Source organism: Stagnihabitans sp., from assembly GCF_964946895.1.
Window position 1 is genome coordinate 45,537 of record NZ_CBBQHX010000024.1, and the last position, 22,814, is coordinate 68,350.

21 protein-coding genes and 1 tRNA gene are annotated in these 22,814 nt (G+C 63.4%); 13 read left to right on the forward strand and 9 right to left on the reverse strand.

Translation table 11 applies throughout. The features are described 5' to 3' along the window. Nucleotides 1–9: 9 nt before the first annotated feature. Nucleotides 10–1,962: a DNA topoisomerase IV subunit B gene (gene parE / locus AC1Y2B_RS15380; protein WP_482253985.1), complete on the reverse strand. Its 1,953-nt coding sequence runs from the start codon at nucleotides 1,960–1,962 to the stop codon at nucleotides 10–12. A 97-nt stretch (nucleotides 1,963–2,059) separates the two neighbouring features. Here parE and AC1Y2B_RS15385 point away from each other — a divergent pair, with 97 nt between their 5' ends. Continuing rightward, on the forward strand, nucleotides 2,060–2,953 hold the full coding sequence (locus AC1Y2B_RS15385) for an NAD-dependent epimerase/dehydratase family protein (RefSeq protein WP_482253986.1): 894 nt from the start codon (nucleotides 2,060–2,062) through the stop codon (nucleotides 2,951–2,953). Nucleotides 2,954–3,253: 300 nt separating this feature from the next. On the opposite strand, the gene AC1Y2B_RS15390 is transcribed toward AC1Y2B_RS15385, so the two are convergent. Further along, entirely contained in the window at nucleotides 3,254–3,910 is a 657-nt protein-coding gene (locus tag AC1Y2B_RS15390) for a glutathione S-transferase family protein (RefSeq protein WP_482253987.1), read from the reverse strand. Nucleotides 3,911–4,012: 102 nt separating this feature from the next. Between AC1Y2B_RS15390 and AC1Y2B_RS15395 the strand changes: the two genes are divergently transcribed. Next, nucleotides 4,013–5,362 (forward strand): MATE family efflux transporter, encoded by a 1,350-nt coding sequence (locus tag AC1Y2B_RS15395; RefSeq protein WP_482253988.1) that lies wholly within the window; start codon nucleotides 4,013–4,015, stop codon nucleotides 5,360–5,362. Here AC1Y2B_RS15395 and AC1Y2B_RS15400 read toward each other — a convergent pair. Both AC1Y2B_RS15400 and AC1Y2B_RS15405 read right to left on the reverse strand, forming a co-directional pair. Beyond that, the gene (locus tag AC1Y2B_RS15400; RefSeq protein ID WP_482253989.1) at nucleotides 5,359–5,772 is read right to left on the reverse strand and encodes a hypothetical protein; all 414 of its coding nucleotides are present in this window, start codon (nucleotides 5,770–5,772) and stop codon (nucleotides 5,359–5,361) included. The two genes, AC1Y2B_RS15395 and AC1Y2B_RS15400, sit on opposite strands and share 4 nt — an antisense overlap. 23 nt (nucleotides 5,773–5,795) lie before the next feature. Further along, nucleotides 5,796–6,998, reverse strand: a complete 1,203-nt coding sequence (locus AC1Y2B_RS15405; RefSeq protein WP_482253990.1) for a pyridoxal phosphate-dependent aminotransferase — start codon at nucleotides 6,996–6,998, stop codon at nucleotides 5,796–5,798. Between the two features lie 71 nt (nucleotides 6,999–7,069). Here AC1Y2B_RS15405 and AC1Y2B_RS15410 point away from each other — a divergent pair, with 71 nt between their 5' ends. Together AC1Y2B_RS15410 and AC1Y2B_RS15415 are read left to right on the forward strand one after the other, a co-directional pair. Further along, nucleotides 7,070–7,339: an FAD assembly factor SdhE gene (locus tag AC1Y2B_RS15410; RefSeq protein WP_482253991.1), complete on the forward strand. Its 270-nt coding sequence runs from the start codon at nucleotides 7,070–7,072 to the stop codon at nucleotides 7,337–7,339. A 111-nt stretch (nucleotides 7,340–7,450) separates the two neighbouring features. After that, nucleotides 7,451–7,948, forward strand: coding sequence for a MarR family winged helix-turn-helix transcriptional regulator (locus AC1Y2B_RS15415; RefSeq protein WP_482253992.1), 498 nt, complete (start codon nucleotides 7,451–7,453; stop codon nucleotides 7,946–7,948). Between the two features lie 327 nt (nucleotides 7,949–8,275). Here the strand turns inward: AC1Y2B_RS15415 and AC1Y2B_RS15420 are convergent, their stop codons facing one another. The 3 genes from AC1Y2B_RS15420 to AC1Y2B_RS15430 all read right to left on the reverse strand — a co-directional run bounded on the left by AC1Y2B_RS15420 (nucleotide 8,276) and on the right by AC1Y2B_RS15430 (nucleotide 12,877). After that, nucleotides 8,276–10,315, reverse strand: coding sequence for a capsular polysaccharide biosynthesis protein (locus AC1Y2B_RS15420; protein WP_482253993.1), 2,040 nt, complete (start codon nucleotides 10,313–10,315; stop codon nucleotides 8,276–8,278). Continuing rightward, complete coding sequence (locus tag AC1Y2B_RS15425) at nucleotides 10,316–11,473, reverse strand: polysaccharide biosynthesis/export family protein (RefSeq protein ID WP_482253994.1); 1,158 nt, start codon at nucleotides 11,471–11,473, stop codon at nucleotides 10,316–10,318. 102 nt (nucleotides 11,474–11,575) lie between these two features. Further along, nucleotides 11,576–12,877, reverse strand: a complete 1,302-nt coding sequence (locus tag AC1Y2B_RS15430) for a capsule biosynthesis protein (RefSeq protein ID WP_482253995.1) — start codon at nucleotides 12,875–12,877, stop codon at nucleotides 11,576–11,578. 229 nt (nucleotides 12,878–13,106) lie between these two features. Here AC1Y2B_RS15430 and AC1Y2B_RS15435 point away from each other — a divergent pair, with 229 nt between their 5' ends. The 4 genes from AC1Y2B_RS15435 to AC1Y2B_RS15450 all read left to right on the forward strand — a co-directional run bounded on the left by AC1Y2B_RS15435 (nucleotide 13,107) and on the right by AC1Y2B_RS15450 (nucleotide 15,388). After that, a complete protein-coding gene (locus AC1Y2B_RS15435) occupies nucleotides 13,107–13,604 on the forward strand; it encodes a 6,7-dimethyl-8-ribityllumazine synthase (protein ID WP_482253996.1) in 498 nt (165 codons plus the stop codon). Next, nucleotides 13,601–14,089, forward strand: a complete 489-nt coding sequence (gene nusB, locus AC1Y2B_RS15440; protein ID WP_482253997.1) for a transcription antitermination factor NusB — start codon at nucleotides 13,601–13,603, stop codon at nucleotides 14,087–14,089. The genes AC1Y2B_RS15435 and nusB overlap by 4 nt, the downstream gene beginning before the upstream one ends. Before the next feature lie 221 nt (nucleotides 14,090–14,310). Further along, a complete protein-coding gene (locus tag AC1Y2B_RS15445; RefSeq protein ID WP_482253998.1) occupies nucleotides 14,311–14,613 on the forward strand; it encodes a hypothetical protein in 303 nt (100 codons plus the stop codon). Nucleotides 14,614–14,914: 301 nt separating this feature from the next. Further along, nucleotides 14,915–15,388 carry an MmcB family DNA repair protein gene (locus AC1Y2B_RS15450; RefSeq protein ID WP_482253999.1) on the forward strand — a complete coding sequence of 158 codons (474 nt, stop codon included), beginning with the start codon at nucleotides 14,915–14,917 and terminating at the stop codon, nucleotides 15,386–15,388. A gap of 24 nt (nucleotides 15,389–15,412) precedes the next feature. Here AC1Y2B_RS15450 and AC1Y2B_RS15455 read toward each other — a convergent pair whose 3' ends face one another. After that, entirely contained in the window at nucleotides 15,413–15,625 is a 213-nt protein-coding gene (locus tag AC1Y2B_RS15455; RefSeq protein ID WP_482254008.1) for a DUF6324 family protein, read from the reverse strand. A 163-nt stretch (nucleotides 15,626–15,788) separates the two neighbouring features. Here AC1Y2B_RS15455 and AC1Y2B_RS15460 point away from each other — a divergent pair. Continuing rightward, a tRNA-His gene (locus AC1Y2B_RS15460) sits at nucleotides 15,789–15,865 on the forward strand. Between the two features lie 35 nt (nucleotides 15,866–15,900). On the opposite strand, the gene AC1Y2B_RS15465 is transcribed toward AC1Y2B_RS15460, so the two are convergent. Continuing rightward, entirely contained in the window at nucleotides 15,901–16,803 is a 903-nt protein-coding gene (locus AC1Y2B_RS15465; RefSeq protein ID WP_482254000.1) for a helix-turn-helix domain-containing protein, read from the reverse strand. 175 nt (nucleotides 16,804–16,978) lie between these two features. Between AC1Y2B_RS15465 and AC1Y2B_RS15470 the strand changes: the two genes are divergently transcribed. From AC1Y2B_RS15470 to AC1Y2B_RS15485, 4 genes are all read left to right on the forward strand, one after another. Then, a complete protein-coding gene (locus AC1Y2B_RS15470; protein WP_482254001.1) occupies nucleotides 16,979–19,045 on the forward strand; it encodes an ABC transporter substrate-binding protein in 2,067 nt (688 codons plus the stop codon). Between the two features lie 128 nt (nucleotides 19,046–19,173). Next, nucleotides 19,174–20,202, forward strand: a complete 1,029-nt coding sequence (locus tag AC1Y2B_RS15475; protein ID WP_482254002.1) for an ABC transporter permease — start codon at nucleotides 19,174–19,176, stop codon at nucleotides 20,200–20,202. Then, nucleotides 20,199–21,323: an ABC transporter permease gene (locus AC1Y2B_RS15480; RefSeq protein WP_482254003.1), complete on the forward strand. Its 1,125-nt coding sequence runs from the start codon at nucleotides 20,199–20,201 to the stop codon at nucleotides 21,321–21,323. Before AC1Y2B_RS15475 ends, AC1Y2B_RS15480 begins: the two co-directional genes overlap by 4 nt. A gap of 10 nt (nucleotides 21,324–21,333) precedes the next feature. After that, nucleotides 21,334–22,814: ABC transporter ATP-binding protein (locus AC1Y2B_RS15485; RefSeq protein ID WP_482254004.1), on the forward strand; the 1,481-nt coding region annotated here is incomplete at its 3' end.

Here is a 22,814-nt window from a genome sequence, read left to right on the forward strand (position 1 = left end):
TCAATCCCGTTAAACATCCAACTCCTCCACAAACCTTGCATTCTCCTGAATATACTGAAACCGCAGTTCCGGTTTCTTGCCCATCAGACGCTCCACCAGATCGCCCGTTTCGCCGGGGTCTTCCTCGACGATGGTGACGCGGATCAGCTGGCGGGTCAGGGGGTTCATCGTGGTGTCTTTGAGGTCTTTGGCGTCCATCTCCCCAAGCCCTTTGAACCGCTGGACGTCGATTTTTCCGCGTCCGCCCAAGCCCTTGGCCAGCATCAGCTCTTTCTCGGCATCGTCGGCGACGTAGATGCGGCGCGCACCCTGCGTCAGGCGGTAGAGGGGGGGGCAGGCGAGGTAGAGGTGGCCTTTGTCGATCAGGGGGCGCATCTGGGAGAAGAAGAAGGTCATCAGAAGGCTGGCAATATGGGCGCCGTCGACATCGGCGTCGGTCATGATGATGATCTTGTCATAGCGCAGGTCGTCGACATTGAATTTGGCGCCCATGGTGACGCCCAAAGCCTCGCAAATGTCGCGGATTTCGGAATTGTCGTGGAGTTTGGCGGAAGCGGCCCCCAGAACGTTGAGGATTTTGCCTTTGAGGGGGAGAAGGGCTTGCGTCTCACGATTGCGGGCGGCTTTGGCGGAACCGCCAGCGCTGTCGCCTTCGACGATAAAAAGCTCGGTCCCTTCGCGGTTTTTAGCGGAACAGTCGGTGAGTTTACCGGGCAGGCGGAGTTTCTTGGTGGCGGTCTTGCGGGCGGTTTCTTTTTCTTGGCGGCGCTTCAGGCGTTCTTCGGCGCGCAGGATGACGAAATCGAGGATGGCACCGGCGGATTTGGTATTGCCGGCGAGCCAGTTGTCGAAATGGTCACGCACGGCACCTTCGACGTATTTGACGGCTTCCTCGGTCGCCAGACGGTCCTTGGTTTGGCCGACGAATTGCGGTTCGCGGATGAAGCAGGAGACCAGCGCGCAGCCGCCGGTGGTGAGGTCGTCGCGGGTGATGAGTTCAGTTTTGCGGTTCTTGGTGAGGTCGCCGTAGGCGCGGATGCCTTTGAGGATGGCGTTCCAGAAGCCGGTTTCGTGCGTGCCGCCCTCGGGCGTGGGCACCGTGTTGCAGTAGGATTGGATGAAGCCGTCGCGGACGGGCGTCCAGTTGATGGCCCATTCGACGGAGCCTGGGACGTTGAACTTTTCAAGGAACACGACTTTGCCGGCGAAGGGTTTGTCGGCGTAGGTGGTTGTTTTCTCTAGCGTATCGGCGAGGTAGTCGGCGAGGCCGCCGGGGAAGTGGAAGGTGGCCTCCATCGGTGTGTCGCCGTCGGGGATGGCGGTTTTCCAGCGGATTTCGACGCCGGAGAAGAGGTAGGCCTTGGAGCGGACGAGGCGCATCAGGCGGCCGGGGCGGAATTGCTGGCTGCCGAAGATTTGCGGGTCGGGGTGGAAGGTGGTGGAGGTGCCGCGGCGGTTGGCTATGGGGCCGACCTTGCGGATGGGGGCGAGGGGTTTGCCGCGCGAGAAGTTCTGGGCGTAAAGCTCTTTGTTTCGCGCGACTTCGACGTCCATGCGGTCTGAGAGGGCGTTGACGACCGAGGAGCCTACACCGTGCAGGCCGCCGGAGGTCTCGTAGGCTTTGCCGCCGAATTTGCCGCCGGAGTGGAGGGTGCAGAGGATGACCTCCAGCGCGGATTTGTCGGGGAATTTCGGGTGGGGGTCGACGGGGATGCCGCGGCCGTTGTCGCGGACCGTCAAGGCGCCGTCTTCGTGGAGTTCGACCTCGATGCGGGTGGCGTGACCGGCGACGGCTTCGTCCATCGAGTTGTCGATGATTTCGGCGGCGAGGTGGTGGTAGGCGCGTTCGTCGATGCCGCCGATGTACATGCCGGGGCGCAGGCGGACGGCCTCCAACGGTTCCAGCACCTCGATGGAGGAGGCGTCATAGGTTTCGGGTGTGCCGGAGAGAAGGTCGGACATGAGGGGCCTGATGTTGTTGTTGTGCCATTAGACTACGGCAAAGGGTTGCGGCGCAAGGGCAGGGGGCTAGGTTAGGGGGAAAGCAGAGGAGCGTGTGATGCGGGTGTTGTTTACGGGCGGTTCGGGCAAGGCGGGCAAGCATGTGGTGGCTTATCTGGCCGCTGCTGGCCACAAGGTGTTGAATGTGGACCGGGTGCCGTTGCGGCATCCGGGGGTGGCGGATCTGGTGGCCGATATCACGGACTCGGGCCAGATGTTCAACGCGATGACGGCCTATGCGGGCGGCGATGAGCTGGAGGATGGCAAGGGGCATCGGCCTTTCGATGCGGTGGTGCATTTCGCGGCGATCCCGGCGCTGATGCTGGCGCCGGACAACGAGACCTACCGGGTCAATGTGATGGGCACCTACAACGTGCTGGAAGCGGCGCTGAAGATGGGCATCCGCAAGGTGATCATTGCCTCGTCGGAGACGACCTATGGGGTGTGCTTCTCGGATGGGCAAACGGATCCGGCCTATCTGCCGCTGGACGAGGCCTATCCGATCAACCCGATGGACAGCTATGGCATGTCCAAGAAGGTCAACGAAGTGACCGCCGCGGCCTTCCAGCGCCGCACCGGGGCGGATGTCTATGCGCTGCGGATCGGCAATGTGATGGAGCCTTCCGACTATGCCCGCTTCCCAGACTTCGCCAAGGACCCAGGGAGCCGTCGCCGGATCACCTTCAGCTATATCGACGCCCGCGATCTGGGGCAGATCGTCGATCTGGCGCTGAAGAAGGACGGTTTGGGGTTCCAGGTCTTCAACGCGGTCAATGACACCAACTCGGTGCCGCAGCCCAATGCGGAGTTGCTGGCGCAGTTCTTCCCGAAGGTGCCTTTGACCCGCGCGGTGGGTGAGAACGAAAGCCTGCTGTCCAACCAGAAGATCCGCGAGGTTCTGGGCTTCAAGGAACAGCACAACTGGCGGCAATACGTGCCAGCAAGTGTCTGACGATCCGGTGCGGCGCCCTGCTTCAAGGCTGGGGGACTTCGCGTCCCCCAGACCCCCTGCGGGATATTTGGAGAAGGCGAAATCGAAAGAAGGCGCTTGGACACCCCAACGGGAGGCCCGGCCAAGCCGCGGGGTGTCTTCGCCTTCACGGTCATCGGCGTCCCCGCCTGTACCGTGATCTCAAAATAGACCCAAATGGTTGAAGAAGGGTTAATTGCTTTCATTTCGCCTTCCCCAAATATCCCACGGGGGTGCGGGGGTGTGAAACCCCCGCTTCCGCAGAACGGGGAGAGCGCGAACTTATGCCGGTTCGGCCAGACGCTTGGCCCACATTGCCTGGAAGGCGGGGCGGGCTTGGCAACGGTCGAGCCAGGCTTTGACAATGGGAAACTCGCTGATCAGGGTCGGGTGGCTTTGGGCGTAGCGCAGGCATTCGGCGGTGTTGATGTCTGCCACGGTGAAGCGGTTGCCGACCAGCCAGTCGGTGCCCTCCAGCGCCTTGGCCAGACGGGCCAGCGGTCGGCGGAGTTTTTCGGCGCTGATCGCGATGTGTGACTGGCCCTCGGCCGTCTGACCGGCATTGTTGGCGGTGTTGAGGATTTCCAGCGCCGGTCCCTCGACCGAGGTGGCGGCGAACAGGGCCCATTGTTCCATCAGCGCGGTTTCGGCGTCGGACTGCGGGCCGAGGCCGCCACCGAATTTGCGCGCGATGTAGAGCGTGATGGCCAGGCTTTCGGACAGGACCAGATCGCCTTCGACCATGGCCGGGATCTGGCCGATCGGGTTGACCGCCTGAAACGCCGGGGACGAGGTGTTCAGCGGGGCGTCTGCTGCTTTGGGCTGGTCCAGCCGATAGGATTGGATCACTGGGACATGGGTGAAGGGGACGCCACATTCTTCCAGAAGCCAGAGCGGGCGCGATGTGCGGGAGCGGTAGACGCCGTAGAGCGTGATCATGGGGATTCCCTTTCGTATTCTGGTGGCGCGACCATAGGGGCGGTTGCGCACAAGGAAAAGGGGCGGGCTTGCTGCCTGTCTTTGCAGCAGATAGAGAAAGCCATGGCCCGCAATTTCATCACTCATGCCCGTGCGATGCTGGGGCTGGGGCTGCCGTTGATCGGCAGTCATCTGGCGCAGATGTCGTTGCACGTCAGCGACACCATGCTTTTGGGCCGCTACGGCGTCGATGAACTGGCGGCGGTGACCATTTCGGGTTCGGCCTTCTTTGTGGTGTTCATCTTCGGTTCCGGGTTTGCCCAAGCGATCATGCCGCTGATTGCCGCAGCACTGGGGCGGGGCGATGAGACAGAGGTACGGCGCGATGCGCGGATGGGGCTTTGGCTGTCACTGGTCTATGGGCTGCTGACCTATCCGCTGTTCTGGACCGCGGGCAGTTGGTTGCGCGCCATGGGGCAGGCGCCGGAGGTGGCGGCCTTGGGGCAGGACTTCCTGCGGATTGCCGGGCCCGGCATGGTGCCGGCGTTGCTGGTGATGGCGCTGAAGTCCTATCTGTCGGCCCTGGGCAAGGCGCAGGTCGTTTTGTGGGTGACACTGGGCGCTGTGGTGTTGAACCTGTGTCTGGGTTGGGCCTTGATCTTCGGCCATTGGGGCGCACCGGAGCTGGGGGTGCGGGGGGCGGCGATCTCGACCCTGACAGTGCAGTGGGCCACCTTTCTGGCCTTGGGGTTTTATGCGCAGTTCCAGCCCGATTTGCATCGGTTCCGCCTGTTCAGCCGGTTCTGGCGGGCGGATTATCCGGCGATGGGGCGGGTGTTCCGGCTGGGTTGGCCGATTGGCGTGACCGGGCTGATGGAAAGCGGGCTCTTCTCGGGGGCATCGGTGATGATGGGCTGGGTGGGGACGGTGCCTTTGGCCGCGCATGGCATTGCTATGCAGGTGGCCGCGCTGGCCTTCATGGTGCATCTGGGCCTGTCCAATGCCGCCACGGTTCTGGCCGGCCGGGCCGAGGGCGCGGGCGACATCAGGACGATGCGCGAGATCGCGGTGACGGCGATCTGCATCTCGGCCGGGCTTTGCGCCGTGGGGATTGCGCTGTTTCTGAGCCTTGCCGCCCCGATCATCAGCCTGTTTCTGGACATGTCCAAGCCAGATGCGCCGCAGATCCTGGCGACGGGCACCGGCCTTCTGGCCTTTGCCGCGCTGTTTCAGCTGGGCGATGCGATGCAGGTCATGGCCTTGGGTCTGCTGCGGGCGATCCGGGATACCAAGGTGCCAATGTGGGCGGCGGCCTTCAGCTATTGGGGGATCGGCATTCCCAGCAGCTATGTGCTGGGGTTTCCCCTGGGTCTGGGCGGGCAGGGGATCTGGCTGGGCCTGTGTGTGGGGCTGTTGTTCGCCTCGACCAGCCTGATGTTGCGCTTCTGGCACAGGGCGCCGAAGGCAGCCTAGTCCTGGGCCGGCGTTCTGCTCAGCTGGTCCGCCTTGCGCCGGACGAGCGTGGTGCGCAGGTCGTGCATGGCCAGCAGCAGGTCATCGGTGACGCGGTCCAGTTGCGCCTCGGTCGCCTTGCTTTGCACCCATTGTGTGGTCAGGTTGAGGGTGTCGACGGTGCGCAGAATGTCATCGATATCCCGTTGCGCCAGCAGGGCGGTGCGTTTGGCTTGCCAGGCGCGGATTTCCGCAAGGTCAGCGGGGGTCAGCTCCGTGTCACCATGCGGTTTGACGGAGCCGTTCTTGAGGTTGACCGTGGCGATCTCGACCAGCTCGATCCGGCGCTGGCGGTTTTCGGTATCGACCCGAAACACCACCGCGCCGTTCTCGCGGATGCGGAAGTAATAGTCCGGCAGATCGCCCGGCATCGTGTCCCCTTGGTCAGGCCCGGTTATTTCAGGCCGGCACAGAAGGTCTGGATGCGGCGGCACGCCTCTTCCAGCACCTTTTCCGAGGTAGCGTAGCTGACGCGGAAGTTCGGCGAAAGCCCGAAGGCAGCCCCGAAGACAACGGCGACGCCGGTTTCCTCCAGCAGGGCGGTGGCGAAGGCTTCGTCATCGGCGATGAAGGCACCGCCGGACGAGGTCTTGCCGATGCAGCCGGAAATGTCGGGATAGACGTAGAAGGCGCCCTCTGGCTTGGGGCAGGTGATGCCCTTGGTGTGGTTGAGCATCGAGACCACCAGATCGCGGCGGCGTTCGAAGAGCTTGCGGTTGGGGGCAAGGAAGTCTTGCGGGCCGTTCAGCGCCTCGAGCGCTGCATATTGGCTGACCGAGGAGGGGTTGGAGGTGCTTTGGCTTTGGATCGTGGCCATGGCTTTGATGAGGGCCGCCGGGCCTGCGGCATAGCCGATGCGCCAGCCGGTCATCGCGTAGGATTTCGAGACGCCGTTGCAGGTCAGGGTGCGGTCGTAGAGGCCGGGCTCGATCTGCGCCGGGGTGACGAATTTGAAGTCGTCGAACACCAGATGTTCATACATATCGTCCGACATGATCCAGACATGCGGATGCTTCATCAACACATCGGTCAGACCGCGCAGTTCGGCCTCGGTATAGCCGGCGCCGGTCGGGTTCGACGGGCTGTTGAAGATGAACCACTTGGTTTTCGGCGTGATCGCCGCTTCGAGTTGCGCGGGGGTCAGCTTGAAGTTGGTCTCGATCCCAGCAACCACCGGAACCGGGGTGCCGCCGGCCAGCAGGACCATGTCGGGGTAGGATACCCAGTAGGGCGCGGGGATGATGACCTCGTCGCCCGGATTGCAGGTTGCCATCAGGGCGTTGTACAGGATCTGCTTGCCGCCGGTCCCGACCGAGACTTGGGCCGGGGTGTATTTCAGGCCGTTTTCCCGTTCGAACTTGGCGCAGATCGCCTTTTTCAGCTCGGGGATGCCATCGACGGGCGTGTAGCGCGTCTTGCCCGCGTCAATCGCTGCCTTGGCTGCCGCGCGGATGTTTTCCGGCGTGTCGAAATCCGGCTCTCCGGCGCCAAGGCCGATCACATCGCGGCCCTGCGCCTTGAGTTCGGCCGCCTTGGTGGTGACGGCGATGGTGGGCGAGGGTTTGACGCGGGCGAGGGTGTCGGACAGGAAGGCCATGGCGGGCTCCGGATGGGTTTGATATGCGGGCGTCATAGGCCGCGATGCGGCCTTGATCAAGGAGGATGGCCATGGAAACCGATGATGCGCGGCTGAAACGGATGCGGATGCGCAGCTGGCGGCGTGGCACCAAGGAAATGGATCTGGTGCTGGGGCCCTATGCCGATGCCGAACTGGCGGGGATGAGCGCGGGCGATCTGGACGCCTTCGACTCGCTTCTGGAAGAGAACGATCAGGACCTGATGGCCTGGATGCTGGGGCAGAAGACACCCCCGTCGGCCCATGCCGGGCTGATCGCCACGCTGTCAGCCTATGCCACGCGGCGCCTGCGGGCGGGTTAACCTTGTAATTTGCTGCGAATCTAGGGCGAAAACGAGGCTTGTTTACGTTATGTTTGCGTTTTGTGCCGATTCTGTCCCCAGACCTACGGGATAACGGATCGGAGACTTTGCATGACGCTGCACGCCCCCCTTCTGGACGGATCGCAAAAAGCCCTTCTGGCTGGCTATCTGGACAGTCTTTCGATGCTGGAACGCCTGCATCGCCTTCTGCTGGACGTGATCAAGGATGAGTTTGAACGGCTCAACATCCTGGAAATCAACTCGGTCCAGGCCCTGCTTTTGTTCAACATCGGCGAGAACGAGGTGACGGCGGGGGAATTGAAGTCGCGCGGTTATTATCAGGGGTCGAACGTCAGCTACAATCTGAAAAAGCTGGTGGAACTGGGCTACATGCATCATCAGCGGTCCGAAATCGACCGCCGGTCCGTGCGGGTTCGGCTGACCGAAAAGGGCCGCCGGGTGCGCGGGCTGATATCGGAGTTGTTCGCGCGGCATTCCGAGGTTTTGGGCAAGCGTGGCGTGATCGACGCCGAGATCATGGAAACCATCAACTCCTCGCTGAAGCGGATGGAGCGGTTCTGGACGGAGCAGATCCGCTATATCTACTGACCCAAGGGCGCGCGGCGGCCCCGGCCGGGGGGCTTGCGCCGCCCCCCGGGCCCCCCGCGCCGGGAGGGCTGCGCACCCTCCCGGACCCTCGGCGGGATATTTGGAGAAGGCGAAGGCGGGGGCGGGCATTGGCGTGGGCGCGTGATTTGGAACGCGGTGTTGTCCACGCGGGGCTTGAGAACGAGGGATCCGCAGGCGGGGCCGTCGGGCAACGTCTTGTGGGGTGCCGGGCTTGGGCCTTGGGCTGCGCGGGACCGGGACCGGGGCGGTGGCAGGCAGGGACGCAAGGCCGCGGTGGTGCGGTGCCACGGCCTGTGGCCTTGTGCCTCAGCGCCAGAGATGGGCGCGGCTGGCAAGGGCGCCTTGCAGTTTCGCCAGCAGGCGCAGCCCGAGCCCGGGCTTGGGCATAGTCTCGCAGGCCAGACGCTCGACCGCCACTTCCGGCGGGCAGGGGCGGCGGGTCAGCGGATCGAAATAGCGCGGATAGGCGATCAGGGCGGCGTGTGTCAGGGCATCTAGTCCCGGCCGCGGCAAGGGATGGCCGTCGGCAGCGCGCAGGCGGCGGTCTGGCGTTGGGCCAAGGTCTTTGGTCAGCCCCCAGCCCGCATAGAAGGGCGCACCAAGGCAGGTCACGGGTTTGTCCCGCAACAGCGCCTCGAAGCCGAGGGTGGAGGTCATGGTCCAGACCGCGTCGCAGGCCTCGATCAGGGCGATGGGGCCGGCCCCGGTTGCGATGACATCGGCAAGTCCGCGCAGGGCCTCCGGGGCCAAGGCCCCGGGGCGAAGGCCGGCCTCGACATCGGGGTGGGGTTTGTAAACGATGACCGCACCGGGGTTGGCAGCGCGGGTGGCCTGCAGCAGGGCGAGGTTGGTTGCGACCTTGGTGGTGCCAAGGCGAATGGAGGCGTCATCCTCGACCTGACCGGGGACCAGAATGCGGTGACCCGGCGGCAGATCGGGCAGGGCGCCCTGCAGGTTATATTTGCTGAGCCGCGCGGCGATCAGGGTTCCGCGCAGCGCGCGGGCGCGGGCGGCGGCATCGGCGGACAGCGGCTGCTGGATCAGCGCCTCAAGCCGGCTCGGGCGGGTCGGGTCGAAGTAGATGCCGAGGTCGTCGGTGACGAGGGAGAGCGGCGGGACGAGGTCGGCGCCAAGGCCGCGCGAGCGCAGGAAGCCATCCTCGACGCGGGTTCCGGGCAGGTTGGTGGCGGCCTTGCTGGCCCAGATCAACAGACTGCGCTGGCTTTTATGGGCAAGGTCAGCTGCCGCTTCGGGATTGTCGCGAAAGACCAGCGGTTTCTGGCGGCCGAAGACCTGTTGCAAGCGCCCACGTTTCCACAGGCGCATGCCGACGGCGACGTGGCCATGGCGGTCCTGTCGGAACGCGCGAACCTCGGCCTCCAACTGGTCGATGACGTGCTCAAGGGGGCACAACCGGTCGCGGCAGGGGTCGTACCAGGTGGGGGCGAGGAGCATCGCCCCGGCGAACAGCTGGGTGCGGGTCAGGTTGCGGCTGCGGCGCGCCACGGGAAAACGGTCGTCGGTCAGGCCCCAGCCGGCGTAGAAGGGTTGACCCAGGACGACGGGCCGGTGACCGGCCAGGATCGCCTCGAACCCCAGTTGCGAGGAGACGGTGTAGACGGCCACCGCGCCCTCCAGCAGGCGGCGCGGCGAGACGGGTTGGTCGCAGAGGGTGACGCGACCTTCTGAGGTGGTGAAATGGCCGGGGCGCAGGCCCGCCTGAGTCTCGGGGTGGGTCTTGATGACGATGCGGGCGGCGGGGTGTTCAGACTGCGCCAGCGCCAGCATCTCGGCAAAGCGGGCGGCATTGGCGCCGGAATAGGGGATGGAGGCATCGCCCCTGGTCTGGTCGATCACCAGAACATAGCCGGGCGGCGGCAGAGGCAAGGTTGGATCGTGAATATTGTATTTTGACAAGTCGAGCGCAGAAATCCGCGTCATTGCGGCCCGTGCGCGGCCAAGAAGGTTTGAATCGTCCAAGGGGTGGCGGGCAAGGATAAGCTCTAGCGCCGAGGGGGCGCTGCTGTCGAAATGCACGCCTTGCGGGTCGATCAACAGGCCCAGGGGCGGATCGCCCATCCTGCCGGGGCGAAGTGAGCGCAGGAAGGCGTCTTCGATCCGCAAAAGGGGAACGCCGCGGCGGGCTGCCACGGCCTCGCCTCGATGGGCATAGCGAGAGCGGCCCCAGACCACCACCCCGTCGTCCGGCCCGGGAAGGCCAAGGCAGATCTCGTGCCCGGCGAGGTTCAGGATGCGGCGCAGCCGGGGTTGGGTGAAAAAGCCGGTGGAATACGCAAAAAGCCGCCGGGGGAGTACCCCGGCGGCTTTGATGTCCCTGCCGCCCATTCAGCCGCCGAGCTTGGTGACGGCGGTGTTTGCGGCGGACGACAGCGTGCTGGCCTGACTTGCCGTACCCGTGATGGCGCCGATCGTCTTGTTCCACTGAACGAAGGGGGCTTCGGTCACATAGACGGTGTCGCCGTCGCGGATCAGGAAGTCACGCGCCTCGAACATGCCGGTGGGTTTGGTGAGGTCCAGCACATAGACCATGCGCTGGTCGCCGACGAGGTCGGTGCGGCCCAAGACGGCATTGGCAATCTCGGCCGGTTCGTTGCGCAGCACGAAGACGCCGGTCGGGTCGGCGATGTTTGAGTTCAGGCCGCCAACGGTGGCGATGGCTTCGATCGCCGACAGGGTCTGGGTCTGGAACGGCACGCGGCTTTGCGTGCCCATGGCGCCCATGGCGACGAAGGCGCGGGTGTCCTGGCTGATCACGATCTGGTCGCCGGGGCGCAGGGCAATGTCGAGGCGCGGGTTGGAATAAAGATCGGCCAGCCAGACCTTCTCGGTCCGTCCGCCCCGGGTGACGTTCACCACGGCGACCGGCAGCGGGATGGTGGCGCCGCCCGCCTTGGCGATCATCGCGGTCAGGGTGCGGGTGGGTGCGTCGATCGGGAAGTTGCCTTGCGCGCCCACCGATCCCGCCACCGTGACGGTGGAGCCGTTGCCCGCCAGTCGCTGCACGATGACCTGCGGATCCGGGGTTTGCGGGTCAAGCTTGCGGGTGATGACATCGCGCAGGCCTTCGGGCGTCTGTCCCGCCGCCTTGATGCGACCGGCGTAGGGCACGAAGATATAGCCTTCGCCATCGACCTGCAGGGTTTGCAGGGCCGAGACGCGCTGCCCGGTGTTGCCCAGGAGGGGGTCATCCTTGACGTTCTCGAACACCGTCAGGCCCAGCGTATCGCCGGAGGAGATGATGTCTGGCGCCATCACCCCGGCCTTCAGGAAGGCCGATGAGAAGCCCAAAGCGGGCATCACCGATGTGGCGCGGGTGACGGTTGGGTTGACGGTGACCACGAAGGCGTCGCCGCCTTTGAGTACGGATCCCGCAAAAATTTCGCGCTTGTTGGGTCCGGAGCGGGGCAAGCCACAGCTTACCGTGCCCAACAGCACCGCAACAAGGGTCAGGGCCAACGCCCCCCTTGATTTCATCAATTTCACTGCCCGGGCTCCTTTGGTGGAGTTTGCCTCAAGTTTTGCCCGTAACGCTACATAACCAAAGTGTAAATTGAAAGTGCGGAGTTTGCGGCGCGGCGCGAAAGTCTAGTTTACCAGGCGCAACTGTTGCCGTGGTGCCGCGTTTCCTGACGTGAGGGCGTCATAGGGGTCCTCCGATTGCAGCATCATGTCGACGACTTGGCGCAGCAATTCGCGCCGCCCCCGGGCGGAGTAGAAGCCGCCGGGGATCTGGCTGGTCTCCAGCAAATAGTGGCGATAGTCGCGGTAGGCCTTGCTGTCGGGGCGCGTGGGCTTGGCAAAGAACTCTGCCAGAGGTTGGCTGGAGACGAATTCGGGCTTGGCATAGACGGCGGCCCCGAAGACCTTCAACGGCAGGCCGCGCCACAGGACTTGCTGGGCGGCGGTGGAGTTGACGGTGACAGCGGTGCGGGCGTGGTTCAACAGCCGGGCCAGTTTGCCGCCGCGCACGAAATGCACGCGGTCACCGGCGCCATGCTGTGCCGCCAATCGGCGGATCTCTCGGGCGACAGGAACGCGACCATCTTCCAGCGGGTGGGCCTTGAAGACCAGGTGGTGGTGCGCCGGTGCGCCCTTGGCGAAGCCTTCCACAACCAGCGCCAGAAACTCGGTCATGCTGCGGAACGGCGAGTGCATCTGGAAGCTGGAGTCGTGTTCCAGTTGCAGAAGGACAAGGTGATAGGGAAAACCGCCGTACTGGATGCGCAGGGTCGCCGCCAGACGTTCGGCCCGGTGCAGGGGCAGAAGGGCCAGACGTTTGAGGTACAGCAAAAACTCCTGCCCCACCGTCAAGGTGCGGTGCGGCCGGAAATTGCGGTAGTCCCAGAAGCCGGTGAGGACGAACCAGTGGTAAAGCGCGCCCCAGAACATGTGCTGGCGCATGTCGCCCCAATGGGCGGGCGCGTCGGGCAATTCCATGTCGAGTTGGGCGGTGGCGGCCTGCATGGCGGCGATCGACATCTGCATGAGGCGCGAGTGTCCATTGGCCCCGCCGCGTTCATAGGTGACCCAATGCGGGCGCAGATAACCCTCTTCGAAGACATGGACGGTCAGGCCAAGCGCCCGCGCCGCTGCCACGGCCTGCGCATGGATCGGCCTGGTGTCGCCATACAGCACGATGTCAGTGATGGCTTTCTCGGCCACAAGGGCGCGGAAGGTGGGTTCCCATTCCTCTGCCAGACCTTTGTAGGGGATGTAGTTGGACTTGGTGGGCCAGAAGGCGTGGTCGCCCCGGTTGAAGCCAACGCGCCAGACCTGCGCCCCAGCGCGCGCCAGCATCCGGCCCAGCCGATGGAAAAAGGGGCCATGGGGTCCCTGCAGAAACAGAAACCTGTGCCCCTTTGCCGAGGTCTGCAGCGCAGCCGTCATCCAAAACCTTTCCGGCAATCCCCCTCTGGATCGCTGATTTGTGCGCGAGGTTAAAGGGGGAAACCTTTCCAATCTCTGACACTCCGCCCAGTGCATGGCAAATCTGAGGCAAAAGCCCGGGCTGTGATGGCAAGTTCGCGGCGATGGCTTCGGGCCGGCGCGGCCATGGCCGCTCTGGCGCGCGGGGCAGTTTTTCGGTAAGGAGAGGGGGCCCAAAGGAGGTGATCCCATGGCCAACCCCGACCCTTATGTTGCGCTGCCCTTGCCCGCCTTCACCAAGCCGGTGCGGCTGCTGATCGTCTCGGCCCCGCAGGATGCCGAGATTTCGGCCAATCTGCTGGCCGGCGCGAAAGCTGTGGCCGCCCGGGCTGGCGCCGAGGTTGAGGTGCTGGAGGTGCCGGGTGTTCTGGAACTTCCCCCCGCGCTGGCCCTGGCCGAGCGGCTGGCGGAGTTTGACGGCTATGCGGCGCTGGGGCTGGTGGTGGGCACGGGACCAGTCCAACTGCAACTGGCGGCCGAGACGGGGCGGGCGCTGATGGCGCTGAACCTTGGCGGGGCCTGCATCGGCCAAGCGGTGCTGCTGGCGGCGGACCGGGCCGAAGCGCTGCGCTGGTCTGACCCGGCCGGTCAGGATAAAGGTGGGGTGGCAGTGGCTGCGGCCTTGCACCTGATCGCAATCTCGCGCAAATGGGCGGGCCAGACGAAAGGGATCGGGTTTCGCGCATGACCGCTGACAAACTGACGGCAGACCAGAAGAAGGCCGCCAAGAAGCAGATGAAATCCGCCTCCCGGCTGTATGCCGTGCAGGCGCTGTTTCAGATGGAATCTTCGGGCCAGACGGTGGAAGCCGTGACCAAGGAATTCGAGACGCACCGCTTTGGCGCCGTCTATGACGAAGACGAAATGGCCGAGGGCGATGTGGACCATTTCCGCGCCGTGGTTGACCATGCGGTGAACCTGCAGGCCCGGATCGACCAGTTGACCGACCGCGCCTTGGTGGCCAAATGGCCGATCGCGCGCATCGACCCGGTGATCCGGGCCCTGTTTCGGGCGGCCGGGGCGGAACTGACCTCGATGCCGACGCCGCCGCGGGTGGCGATCACGGAATATGTCGACGTGGCCAAAGCCTTCTTCCCGGATGGCAAGGAGCCGAAGTTCGTCAACGCCGTGCTGGATCACATGGCGCATGAGATCACGCCGGAAGGCTTCTGACCGCTTGGCATTTGCCAGAAGCGGGGGCGCAGACCCGCATCTCCGTGGGATCTTTCAACCTGAGGGCATCGGACGCGGGCGGCGCTTGGTCATTTGGATGCAATTTGGGCGGGACTGGGCGGAAATCAGCGTCAGGCCTGCCCATCATAATTAATCCGCTTCCCTTGCAATCGGGTCATGTTAGCATCAGGTTGAGATCATGGCTTTCCCGAGGAGGAATCATGCCCCAGCTCATCAAGCTTTACATCGTCAATGTGGCGTTCGGCTTTGCGCTGGCGGCTGGGTTTGTCGGGGCCTTGGTGGGGCTGGATGTGGCGGGGATCGGGCGGCTGGTGCTGCAGTCTGACATGGGTGTGGTGGCGGCGCTGATGCTGTGGGTGTTCCATGGCGTGCTGTTTGCCGGTGTGCAGTTCGCCATCGCGGTGATGGGTCTGGCCGAAGATCACGCCCCGCGCGGTGGCAAGTTGATCCCGATCCGGGTGGAAGCCACCGTTCGCGCGGCAACGCAGCGCAAGCGCCGCTGAATTCAGCATAATTTGGGTTTGGCCCGGGGTTTGCGCCTCGGGTTTTTTCATGCGTGCTGGGGAAGGTGGCGGGCCCGCAGCGGCCGTGGAGACGATGTTTTCCCGAGAGCCAGAGGTCTCAGGTGGGCGCCAGGTAGCAGGACCAGGATCCTGTCAGAGCCAGCTCCCATGCGTTTGCTTATCGGCCACTGGAAAAGTTGCCTCGCACGAGAAGAGCAGAACCCGCCAAAGATTTAGATAGGCGCATGCGGACGTTTACGCAAGGCTTGCCTGCTGTTCTTCTTTCGTTCAAGATTGACGGATGGACCCGACTGCCCGCCTTGCCGAAGACCCTTTGCCGCCGATGCCCGGCCAGCGGTTGGCGCGCGGCGTGGCGCGGGCGCTGAGGGCGCTGGATTTCGTGACCGTTGAAGAAATGGTGCCGGTCAGCGGCCTGCGCGTCGATCTGATGGCGCTGGGGCCGAAGGGCGAGGTCTGGGTGATCGAATGCAAATCCGGCCGGGCGGATTTCCGCGCGGATCAGAAGTGGCAGGGCTATCTGGAATTTTGCGACCGCTTCTTCTGGGCGGTCGATGCCGATTTCCCGACCGAGGTGCTGCCGGAAGGCACCGGCCTGATTCTGGCCGATGCCTATGATGCCGAGATTGTCCGGATGGGCCCCGAGACGCCTTTGGCAGGGGCGCGGCGCAAGGCTTTGCTGCACAAGTTCGCCCGCCACGCGGCTGCCCGGCTGCACGCCTATCGTGACCCGGGCGTCGCCGCACTGGTGGGCTAGCGTAGGGTGGGGTTTGACCCCACCTTACTTCTTCTTCGGTGCGGGCTTGCCACCCATGGCGCGGGCGGTCTCAGCGGCGGCGCGCAGTTCCTCGGCGATGTCCAGCGCCTCGTCCGGTTCGAAATCCATCGGAATTTCGGTGCCGTCATCGGCCTCGATATAGATGCGGACCATGCCCTGATCGGTTGGTCCGATCTGGATATTGGCCGAAATGTCGCTTTGCTTGTCGATCCCCATGGCGATCCCCTTCTCGATATGGCTTGCGGTTTGGGCGAGGGGCGGGGCGCTGTCAAGCTTGGCCACCTGCGTTGCAGGCAGGTTCTTGATTTTCCGGGTTGACCCCCCCGCATGAAGTCCCTAAATCACCGCCAACCGGGGTTGATGACCTTGGCGATGATGTGCCGCTTTAGCTCAGTTGGTTAGAGCGCTAGATTGTGGATCTAGAGGTCCCCCGTTCAAGCCGGGGAAGCGGTACCATCAATCCCTTGCCAATGCCGTCGGACACGGACCTGCTATGCCAGATACTGGCTGCGGACCGCATTTGGGGCGATGCCATAGGCTGACTTGAACTGGTGGTAGAATTGGCTGATCGAGGTGAACCCCGAGGCTTCCGCCACCGAAGCAATCGCCAGAGAACTTTCCACCAGCAGCGCCCTTGCCCGCATCAGCCGCATGCGCAGCACGAATTGCTTGAGCGGGATCTGCATGATGCGGGTGAATAACCCAAGTGCGTAATTCTCGTGCAATCCGGTGACGGCGGTGATGTCGGCGTTCTTGAGAGGCTTGTCGAGGTTTTCCAGAACCAGCCGCACCATCGCAATGACATGGCGGATGTGCACCGAACTCAAGGCCCGCTCGCCCACCGAATCATTGCGCGGCAGGCGCAGGAAGTCTGGCGTGCCGATGAAAGCGCGGCGGAACAGGGCGTTCAGCTCCATCTTCAGCACCTCGGTCCGTTCGAAATCGCCCGAGCGGTAGTCTGCATACCAGCGCCGCACCATATCCTCGGAGCACAGCTGCTCTGGCAGCAAGACCATGCCGCCGCCCAAAAGCGCCACCTGCATCGGCATGATGTGGTTCATCATCAGAAAAGCGTCCAAGGGCAGATAGATATTGGCCAGCTTGGGCGCTTCAGGGCCCAAGGGTGTCACTGTATGCAGGCGGTGCGGGATCCCGGCCCAGAAGATCGCCAGCCGGCCCGCAGGCACCTCGACCGCTTCGTTGTCCACATCATAGCCCATGACGTGGTTCATGCAGAAGTTCGCCTCCACATGGCCATGCCAATGGGGTTTGTCCATTGTCTGCGGATCAAAGATCCGCATGCCGAAGCGGCCAAAGGCGCGGCTGGCCGCGTAGAAGTGTCTTTCGTGGCGCGGTGCACCCTTGAGGCGATCGCTGTCGGGGGTGTCTTTCATGGGGGCATGGGTCCGATCTGAGAAAGCCGGAATAGAATCTGGCAAAACGCCATTGTTGTAAAGCCGGATTGTCCGCAGAGTGTTCCATACCCAAGGTGGAATCAAACCGCTTTCGGGACTGCGTCCAAATCGCAAAACACGGGCCCTTCTTTGGGTCAACGGGAGGAGATGAACCATGAAGATCCAGCGCGTCGCTTTGGCGGCGCTTTTGCTGGGTGTGTCCGCGGTGGCTGTGCGTGCCGATGTTATGGCACCCACCACTCCGCCGGACGCGCCCAAGTTTGACGCTCAGGGCACCCCTGTTTTCGTCAACCGCTCGGACATTTACGATTACAAGGCCTTGCCCGCCTACAACGAGCCCGATTGGGTCAAGGCATTTGAAACCGCCGGCAAGCTGCCGCCGCTGGCTGAGCGTCTGCCGAAAGAGCCGCTGGTCTACAAGACCGCAAACGAACCCGATGGCACCGGTGTCTATGGCGACGTGATGCGCCACGTCATCGGCGGCCGTCCGGAAGGCTGGAACTTCTGGGCCGGCCAATCCTATGGCTGGGGCGGCATCGACATCGGTCTGGTGGAATGCCTGACCCGGACCGGCCCGCTGTTCGAAGTGAACTCTGCCGACCTGCAGCCGATGCCCAACCTTGCGAAGTCTTGGGAATGGTCCAAGGACGGCAAGACCCTGACCGTGCACCTGATCGAGGGTGCCAAGTGGTCGGACGGCGCGCCCTTCACCACCGCAGATACGGAATTCTATTACAACGATGTCGTGATGGACAAGGACGTGACGCCGCTGATGGGCGCCTCGGCCGAGACCTATGCGAATGGCGTCTACAAGAACATCGACGACTACAATTTCACCCTGACCTTCGACACGCCCTTCCCGGAATCGGTGCTGTACAACTTCGCCTACGGCAACTTCTGCCCCGGCCCGGCGCACCTTTTGAAGCCGCAGCATCCGAAGTACGGCGGCAAGGACTACCAATCCTTCCACGATGCCTTCCCGGCCGATTACATGAACTTCCCGACGATGGGCGGCTGGGTCGTGGTCGAGCATCGTCCTGACGATGTCGTCGTTTTGCGCCGCAACCCCTACTACTGGAAGGTGGACGAAGCCGGCAACCAACTGCCCTACCTGGACGAAATGCAGTACCGCCTGTCGACCTGGGCCGACCGCGACGTGCAGGCCGTGGCAGGGACGGGCGACTTCTCGAACCTGGAACAGGCGGAAAACTATGTCGAAAGCCTGAAGAAGGCTGCCGACCCGGCCTCGCCCGCCAAGCTGGCGTTCGGCCCGCGCACCATCGGCTACTCGCTGTTCCCGAACCTGTCCGGCAACGGCTGGGGCGAACCGACTGCCGATCAGCAGGCGATCCGCGACCTGAACCGCAACCTCGACTTCCGCAAGGCCATTTCCTACGGGCTTGATCGGCAACGTCTGGGTGACAGCCTTGTGAAGGGCCCGTTCACCGCGATCTATCCGGGCGGCCTTTATGACGGCACGTCCTACTACGACAAGGCCTCCACCGTTTATTACCCGTTCGACGTGGCTTCGGCCAAGGCCGAGCTGGATGCGGCAGGCCTGAAGGACACCGACAACGACGGTTTCGTCAACGTGAAAGGCGGGGCTGACCTGAACGTCACGCTGCTGACACAGTCTGACTATGCCACCGACAAGAACCTTGCCGAAGGCGTGGTTGCGATGATGGGCGACATCGGCGTGAAGGTGACGCTGAACGCGCTGACCGGGAAGGACTTCGACAACGCCCGCGACAGCGGCAAGTTCGACTGGATCATCATCCGCAACGGCACCGAACTGATCACCGTGGTGCAGAACACCGCCTCATTGGCGCCCACCGGTCCGACCACGTCGAACCACCACAAGGGCAACGACAAGGGCGAGCTGGATCTTCTGCCCTACGAGCAGGATCTGGTCGATACGGTCAACAAGTTCATCGCCAGCCGCGATCCGGCCGAGCGTCAGAGCCTGATGAAGCACTACCAGAATGTTTACACGACCAATCTGGACGGTATCGGCCTCACGGCCTATCCGGGTGCCCTGATCGTCAACAAGCGGTTCGCCAACATTCCCCCGGGCGCGCCGATCTTCATGTACAACTGGGCTGAAGACAACATCATCCGTGAACGCGTCTTCGTTCCGAAAGACAAGCAGATCAACGCGGAACTGCACCCGAACACGCTGCCGGGCAAACCGGGCGACAAGGGTCCGATCACGGCCAACTGAGGCCAACCCTCTTGCTCCGGCGGGCGCCTTGCTCGCCGGAGAACCCCGGACCGTGCCTTGCGGTGATGGACTGGCCCCGCGTCAGACCCCGCAGCCCCCTTGATCCATTCCCCCAACAGAGGTGAGCCATGCTGCGTTTTCTGGCCATCCGCCTCGCTCAGGCCATTCCTGTGCTGATCGTGATGTCCATCATCACCTTCATCATCATTCAGGCCCCGCCCGGCGACTATGGCGACTTCATCCGCACCAACATGATCGTGCAGGGTAATGCCACGGTCGAGGCGGCGGATGCAGCGGCCAAGGCGTATCGCGAGACCCATGGCCTGAACGATCCCATGGTGATCCAGTATCTGCGCTGGGTCTGGGGCATCGTCAGCCGTCTCGATTTCGGTGAGAGCTATCTGTACAACAAGCCCGTGCTGGACGTGATCGAACAGCGCCTGCCCAAGACCATCCTGATCGCGCTGACCTGCCACATCCTGGCGTCGTTGCTGGGCATCAGCTTCGGGATCATCGCGGCCGTCAAGCAATACACCTGGATCGACGTTGTGCTGTCCTTCGTGGCCTTCCTTGGCATGACCATCCCGCGCTTTCTGGCGGCGCTGCTGATCTTGTACATTCTGGCCTACAAGCTGAACGTGCAGGAAATCGGCTCGTTCTTCTCGACCAAGTTCGGCGGGCAGGACTGGTGGCTGGGTTGGTTCCAGTTCAACTGGGCCAAGGCGTGGAATCTGGTGCAGCACGTCTGGCCGGTGGTGGCCGTGGCGACGATCGGGGGCTTGGCCTACAACATGCGCGTCATGCGGGCCAACCTCTTGGACACGCTGAACATGCAATATGTGGAAACCGCCCGCGCCAAGGGCCTGTCCGAAAGCAAGGTCATCCTGCGCCATGCCGTACCCAATGCGCTGCATCCGCTGATTGCCTATCAGGGCGTCGTGCTGCCCTACATGATGACCGGCGAGATCGAGGTGGCCATCGTCTTCGGTCTTGCCACCATCGGCCCGGCCATCGTCGGATCCATGGCCATCGGCGATGTCTTCGTGACCGCCTCGCTGTTGCTGGTGCTGGGGGCGACCCTGATCGTCGGCAATATCATCGCAGACGTGCTGCTGGCCCTGTTGGACCCGCGCATCCGGGTGGGGAATGACGCATGAGCACCATTCACGAAGGCGAAGCCGCCGACGAGCGGATCTCGACCGGCAACACCAAGAACCAAAGCTATCGGGCCCTTGTCTGGCGGCGCTTCCGCCGGTCGGTTCCCGGCATGGTCGGGCTGACGCTGGTGTGCCTGTTGCTGCTGACGGCGATCTTTGCCGAGTTCGTGGCCCCGATGGACCCGAACCAGCCGACCGCCTCGTTTGCCCCGCCGGATCAGGTGTCGTTCTACACCAAGGACGGCTTTACGTTGTGGCCGGTGGCCTATTCCATCGTGGAAGGCACGGCACTGGACCCGGTGACCTTCCAGCCGCTGACCGGCCCCGATCTGGACCATCCGCGCCATCTGGTGCTGCTTGGCAAGGGCGCGCCCTATCACCTTTGGGGTCTGATCCCGCTGGACCGGCATCTGTTCGGGGTTGAGGATGGTACGCCGCTGCACCTTCTGGGCACCGACAAGCTGGGCCGTGATATCCTGTCGCGCGGCATCTTCGGCAGCCGGTTGACTCTGATGATCTCGCTGGTGTCGATCACGCTGATCACCATCATCGGCACCTTGCTGGGCATCACCTCGGGCTATATCGGCGGCAGATTTGACATGTGGTTTCAACGATTTGTGGAAATCATCCTCGCCTTCCCGCAACTGCCTTTGTACCTGACGCTGACCACGCTGATCCCACCGACCGCGCCAAGTTCGGTGTTCCTCAGCTTCGTCATTCTGGTGATCGTGGGCCTGGGCTGGGCGCAGCTTTCCCGAGAGGTGCGGTCGAAGACCATGTCGATGGCCCGGGTGGATTATGTGCGGGCGGCGGTTGCTGTCGGTGCCTCGGATGGGCGGATCATCACCCGCCACATCCTGCCCAACGTGCTGAGCCATGTGATCGTCGCCGTGACCTTGGGCATCCCGTCGATCATCCTGCTGGAAAGCTTCCTTGGCTACCTGGGCTTTGCCGTGAAGCCACCGCTGATTTCCTGGGGGCTGATGCTGCAGGATGCGGGCACTCTGGGGTCGATTGGCACCCATACCTGGATCCTGTCGCCGGTGGGCTTCGTTCTGGTCGCCGTGTTCTCGTTCAACTCGCTGGGCGATGGCCTGCGCGACGCTGTAGACCCGTATTGAGGTGCGCGATATGACCGCTAACGACGTGGTAATTGACGCCCAGAATGTGGGTGTGACGTTCAAGGTGCTGGGCGGCGAGGTCGAGGCCGTCCGGAACGTGTCCTTCACCCTGCACAAGGGCCAGACGATTGCGTTGGTGGGGGAATCCGGCTCGGGCAAGTCGGTGACGGCGCGGGCGATCATGCGGCTGTTGTCCAAGCGGGCAAGGGTCTCGGATGCCACCCAGATCATGTATGACGGCAAGAACATGGCCCGCCTGCCGCAAAGCCAGATGCGCTTTCTGCGTGGCAACCGTCTGTCGATGATCTTTCAGGAGCCGATGAGTTCCCTGAACCCGGTCTACAAGGTCGGCACTCAGCTGGCCGAGGTTCTGCGGATTCACAACAAGATCAGCAAGGATGCCGCCTGGAAAAGGGCGATCGAACTCTTGGCCGAAGTGCAGATCCCCGACCCGGAAAGCCGCATCAACCAGTATCCACACCAGTTGTCGGGCGGCCAAAGGCAGCGTGTGATGATCGCGATGGCCTTGGCCAACAACCCCGACGTGCTGATTGCGGATGAGCCGACGACGGCGCTGGATGTGACGGTTCAGGCGGAAATCCTGAACCTGATCAAGGCGCTGAAGGCCAAGACCGGTATGGCGGTGATCCTGATCACCCATGACCTGACGGTCGTGCGGCAGTTTGCCGACCATGTCTATGTCATGCAGCACGGCCTTGTGCGCGAGGAAGGTCCGACCGAGCAGATCTTCACCAACCCGCAGCATCCCTACACCAAGCGCCTGCTCGGTGCCGAACCCAAGGGCCGCGCCAATGCGCTAGAGGTGGGGTCGGAGTCGGTTCTGTCCGGCAAGGATGTTCGCGTGACCTATACCCTGCGCCGGGGCGGGGCGTTTCGTGGCACCTATTCCAAGCTGCAGGCGGTGGACGGGTTGTCGCTTGACCTCAAACGTGGGGAAACCCTTGGTCTGGTGGGGGAATCCGGCTCTGGCAAGACCACCTTCGGGCAGGCCTTGCTGCGGCTGAACACCCTGAACGGCGGCGAGGTTACTTTTCTGGGCCAGCGGATCGAGGCCTATGACCGCAAGCAGATGAAGCCCCTGCGCAGCCGGATGCAGATCGTGTTTCAGGATCCTTTTGCCAGCCTCAACCCCCGCATGTCAGTGCGTCAGATCATCGAGGAAGGCCTGATCGTCAACAACATCGGCACGGGGTCGAAAGACCGTATCGCCCGCGTGGAGAAGGCGCTGCGCGATGCCGGGATGCCGGACACCATCCTGAACCGCTTCCCGCATGAATTCTCTGGCGGGCAGCGCCAGCGACTGGCAATTGCCCGGGCGATCGCGATGGAGCCGGAGTTCATTCTGCTGGACGAGCCGACCAGTGCGCTTGACCTTTCGGTGCAGGCGCAGATCATCGACCTGTTGCGCAAGCTGCAGAAGGATCGCGGCCTGTCCTATCTGTTCATCAGTCACGACCTGAAGGTGGTGCG

Bases quoted from the DNA above. Each gene is read 5' to 3' on its own strand.
- AC1Y2B_RS15465 (WP_482254000.1), bottom strand. From the start codon at position 16,803: ATGAAAGACACCCCCGACAGCGATCGCCTCAAGGGTGCACCGCGCCAC.
- AC1Y2B_RS15470 (WP_482254001.1), top strand. From the start codon at position 16,979: ATGAAGATCCAGCGCGTCGCTTTGGCGGCGCTTTTGCTGGGTGTGTCC.
- AC1Y2B_RS15420 (WP_482253993.1), bottom strand. From the start codon at position 10,315: ATGGGCGGCAGGGACATCAAAGCCGCCGGGGTACTCCCCCGGCGGCTT.
- AC1Y2B_RS15400 (WP_482253989.1), bottom strand. From the start codon at position 5,772: ATGCCGGGCGATCTGCCGGACTATTACTTCCGCATCCGCGAGAACGGC.
- AC1Y2B_RS15450 (WP_482253999.1), top strand. From the start codon at position 14,915: ATGGACCCGACTGCCCGCCTTGCCGAAGACCCTTTGCCGCCGATGCCC.
- nusB (WP_482253997.1), top strand. From the start codon at position 13,601: ATGACCGCTGACAAACTGACGGCAGACCAGAAGAAGGCCGCCAAGAAG.
- AC1Y2B_RS15385 (WP_482253986.1), top strand. From the start codon at position 2,060: ATGCGGGTGTTGTTTACGGGCGGTTCGGGCAAGGCGGGCAAGCATGTG.
- AC1Y2B_RS15480 (WP_482254003.1), top strand. From the start codon at position 20,199: ATGAGCACCATTCACGAAGGCGAAGCCGCCGACGAGCGGATCTCGACC.
- AC1Y2B_RS15395 (WP_482253988.1), top strand. From the start codon at position 4,013: ATGGCCCGCAATTTCATCACTCATGCCCGTGCGATGCTGGGGCTGGGG.
- AC1Y2B_RS15390 (WP_482253987.1), bottom strand. From the start codon at position 3,910: ATGATCACGCTCTACGGCGTCTACCGCTCCCGCACATCGCGCCCGCTC.
- AC1Y2B_RS15415 (WP_482253992.1), top strand. From the start codon at position 7,451: ATGACGCTGCACGCCCCCCTTCTGGACGGATCGCAAAAAGCCCTTCTG.
- AC1Y2B_RS15445 (WP_482253998.1), top strand. From the start codon at position 14,311: ATGCCCCAGCTCATCAAGCTTTACATCGTCAATGTGGCGTTCGGCTTT.
- parE (WP_482253985.1), bottom strand. From the start codon at position 1,962: ATGTCCGACCTTCTCTCCGGCACACCCGAAACCTATGACGCCTCCTCC.
- AC1Y2B_RS15455 (WP_482254008.1), bottom strand. From the start codon at position 15,625: ATGGGGATCGACAAGCAAAGCGACATTTCGGCCAATATCCAGATCGGA.
- AC1Y2B_RS15435 (WP_482253996.1), top strand. From the start codon at position 13,107: ATGGCCAACCCCGACCCTTATGTTGCGCTGCCCTTGCCCGCCTTCACC.
- AC1Y2B_RS15475 (WP_482254002.1), top strand. From the start codon at position 19,174: ATGCTGCGTTTTCTGGCCATCCGCCTCGCTCAGGCCATTCCTGTGCTG.
- AC1Y2B_RS15430 (WP_482253995.1), bottom strand. From the start codon at position 12,877: ATGACGGCTGCGCTGCAGACCTCGGCAAAGGGGCACAGGTTTCTGTTT.
- AC1Y2B_RS15410 (WP_482253991.1), top strand. From the start codon at position 7,070: ATGGAAACCGATGATGCGCGGCTGAAACGGATGCGGATGCGCAGCTGG.
- AC1Y2B_RS15405 (WP_482253990.1), bottom strand. From the start codon at position 6,998: ATGGCCTTCCTGTCCGACACCCTCGCCCGCGTCAAACCCTCGCCCACC.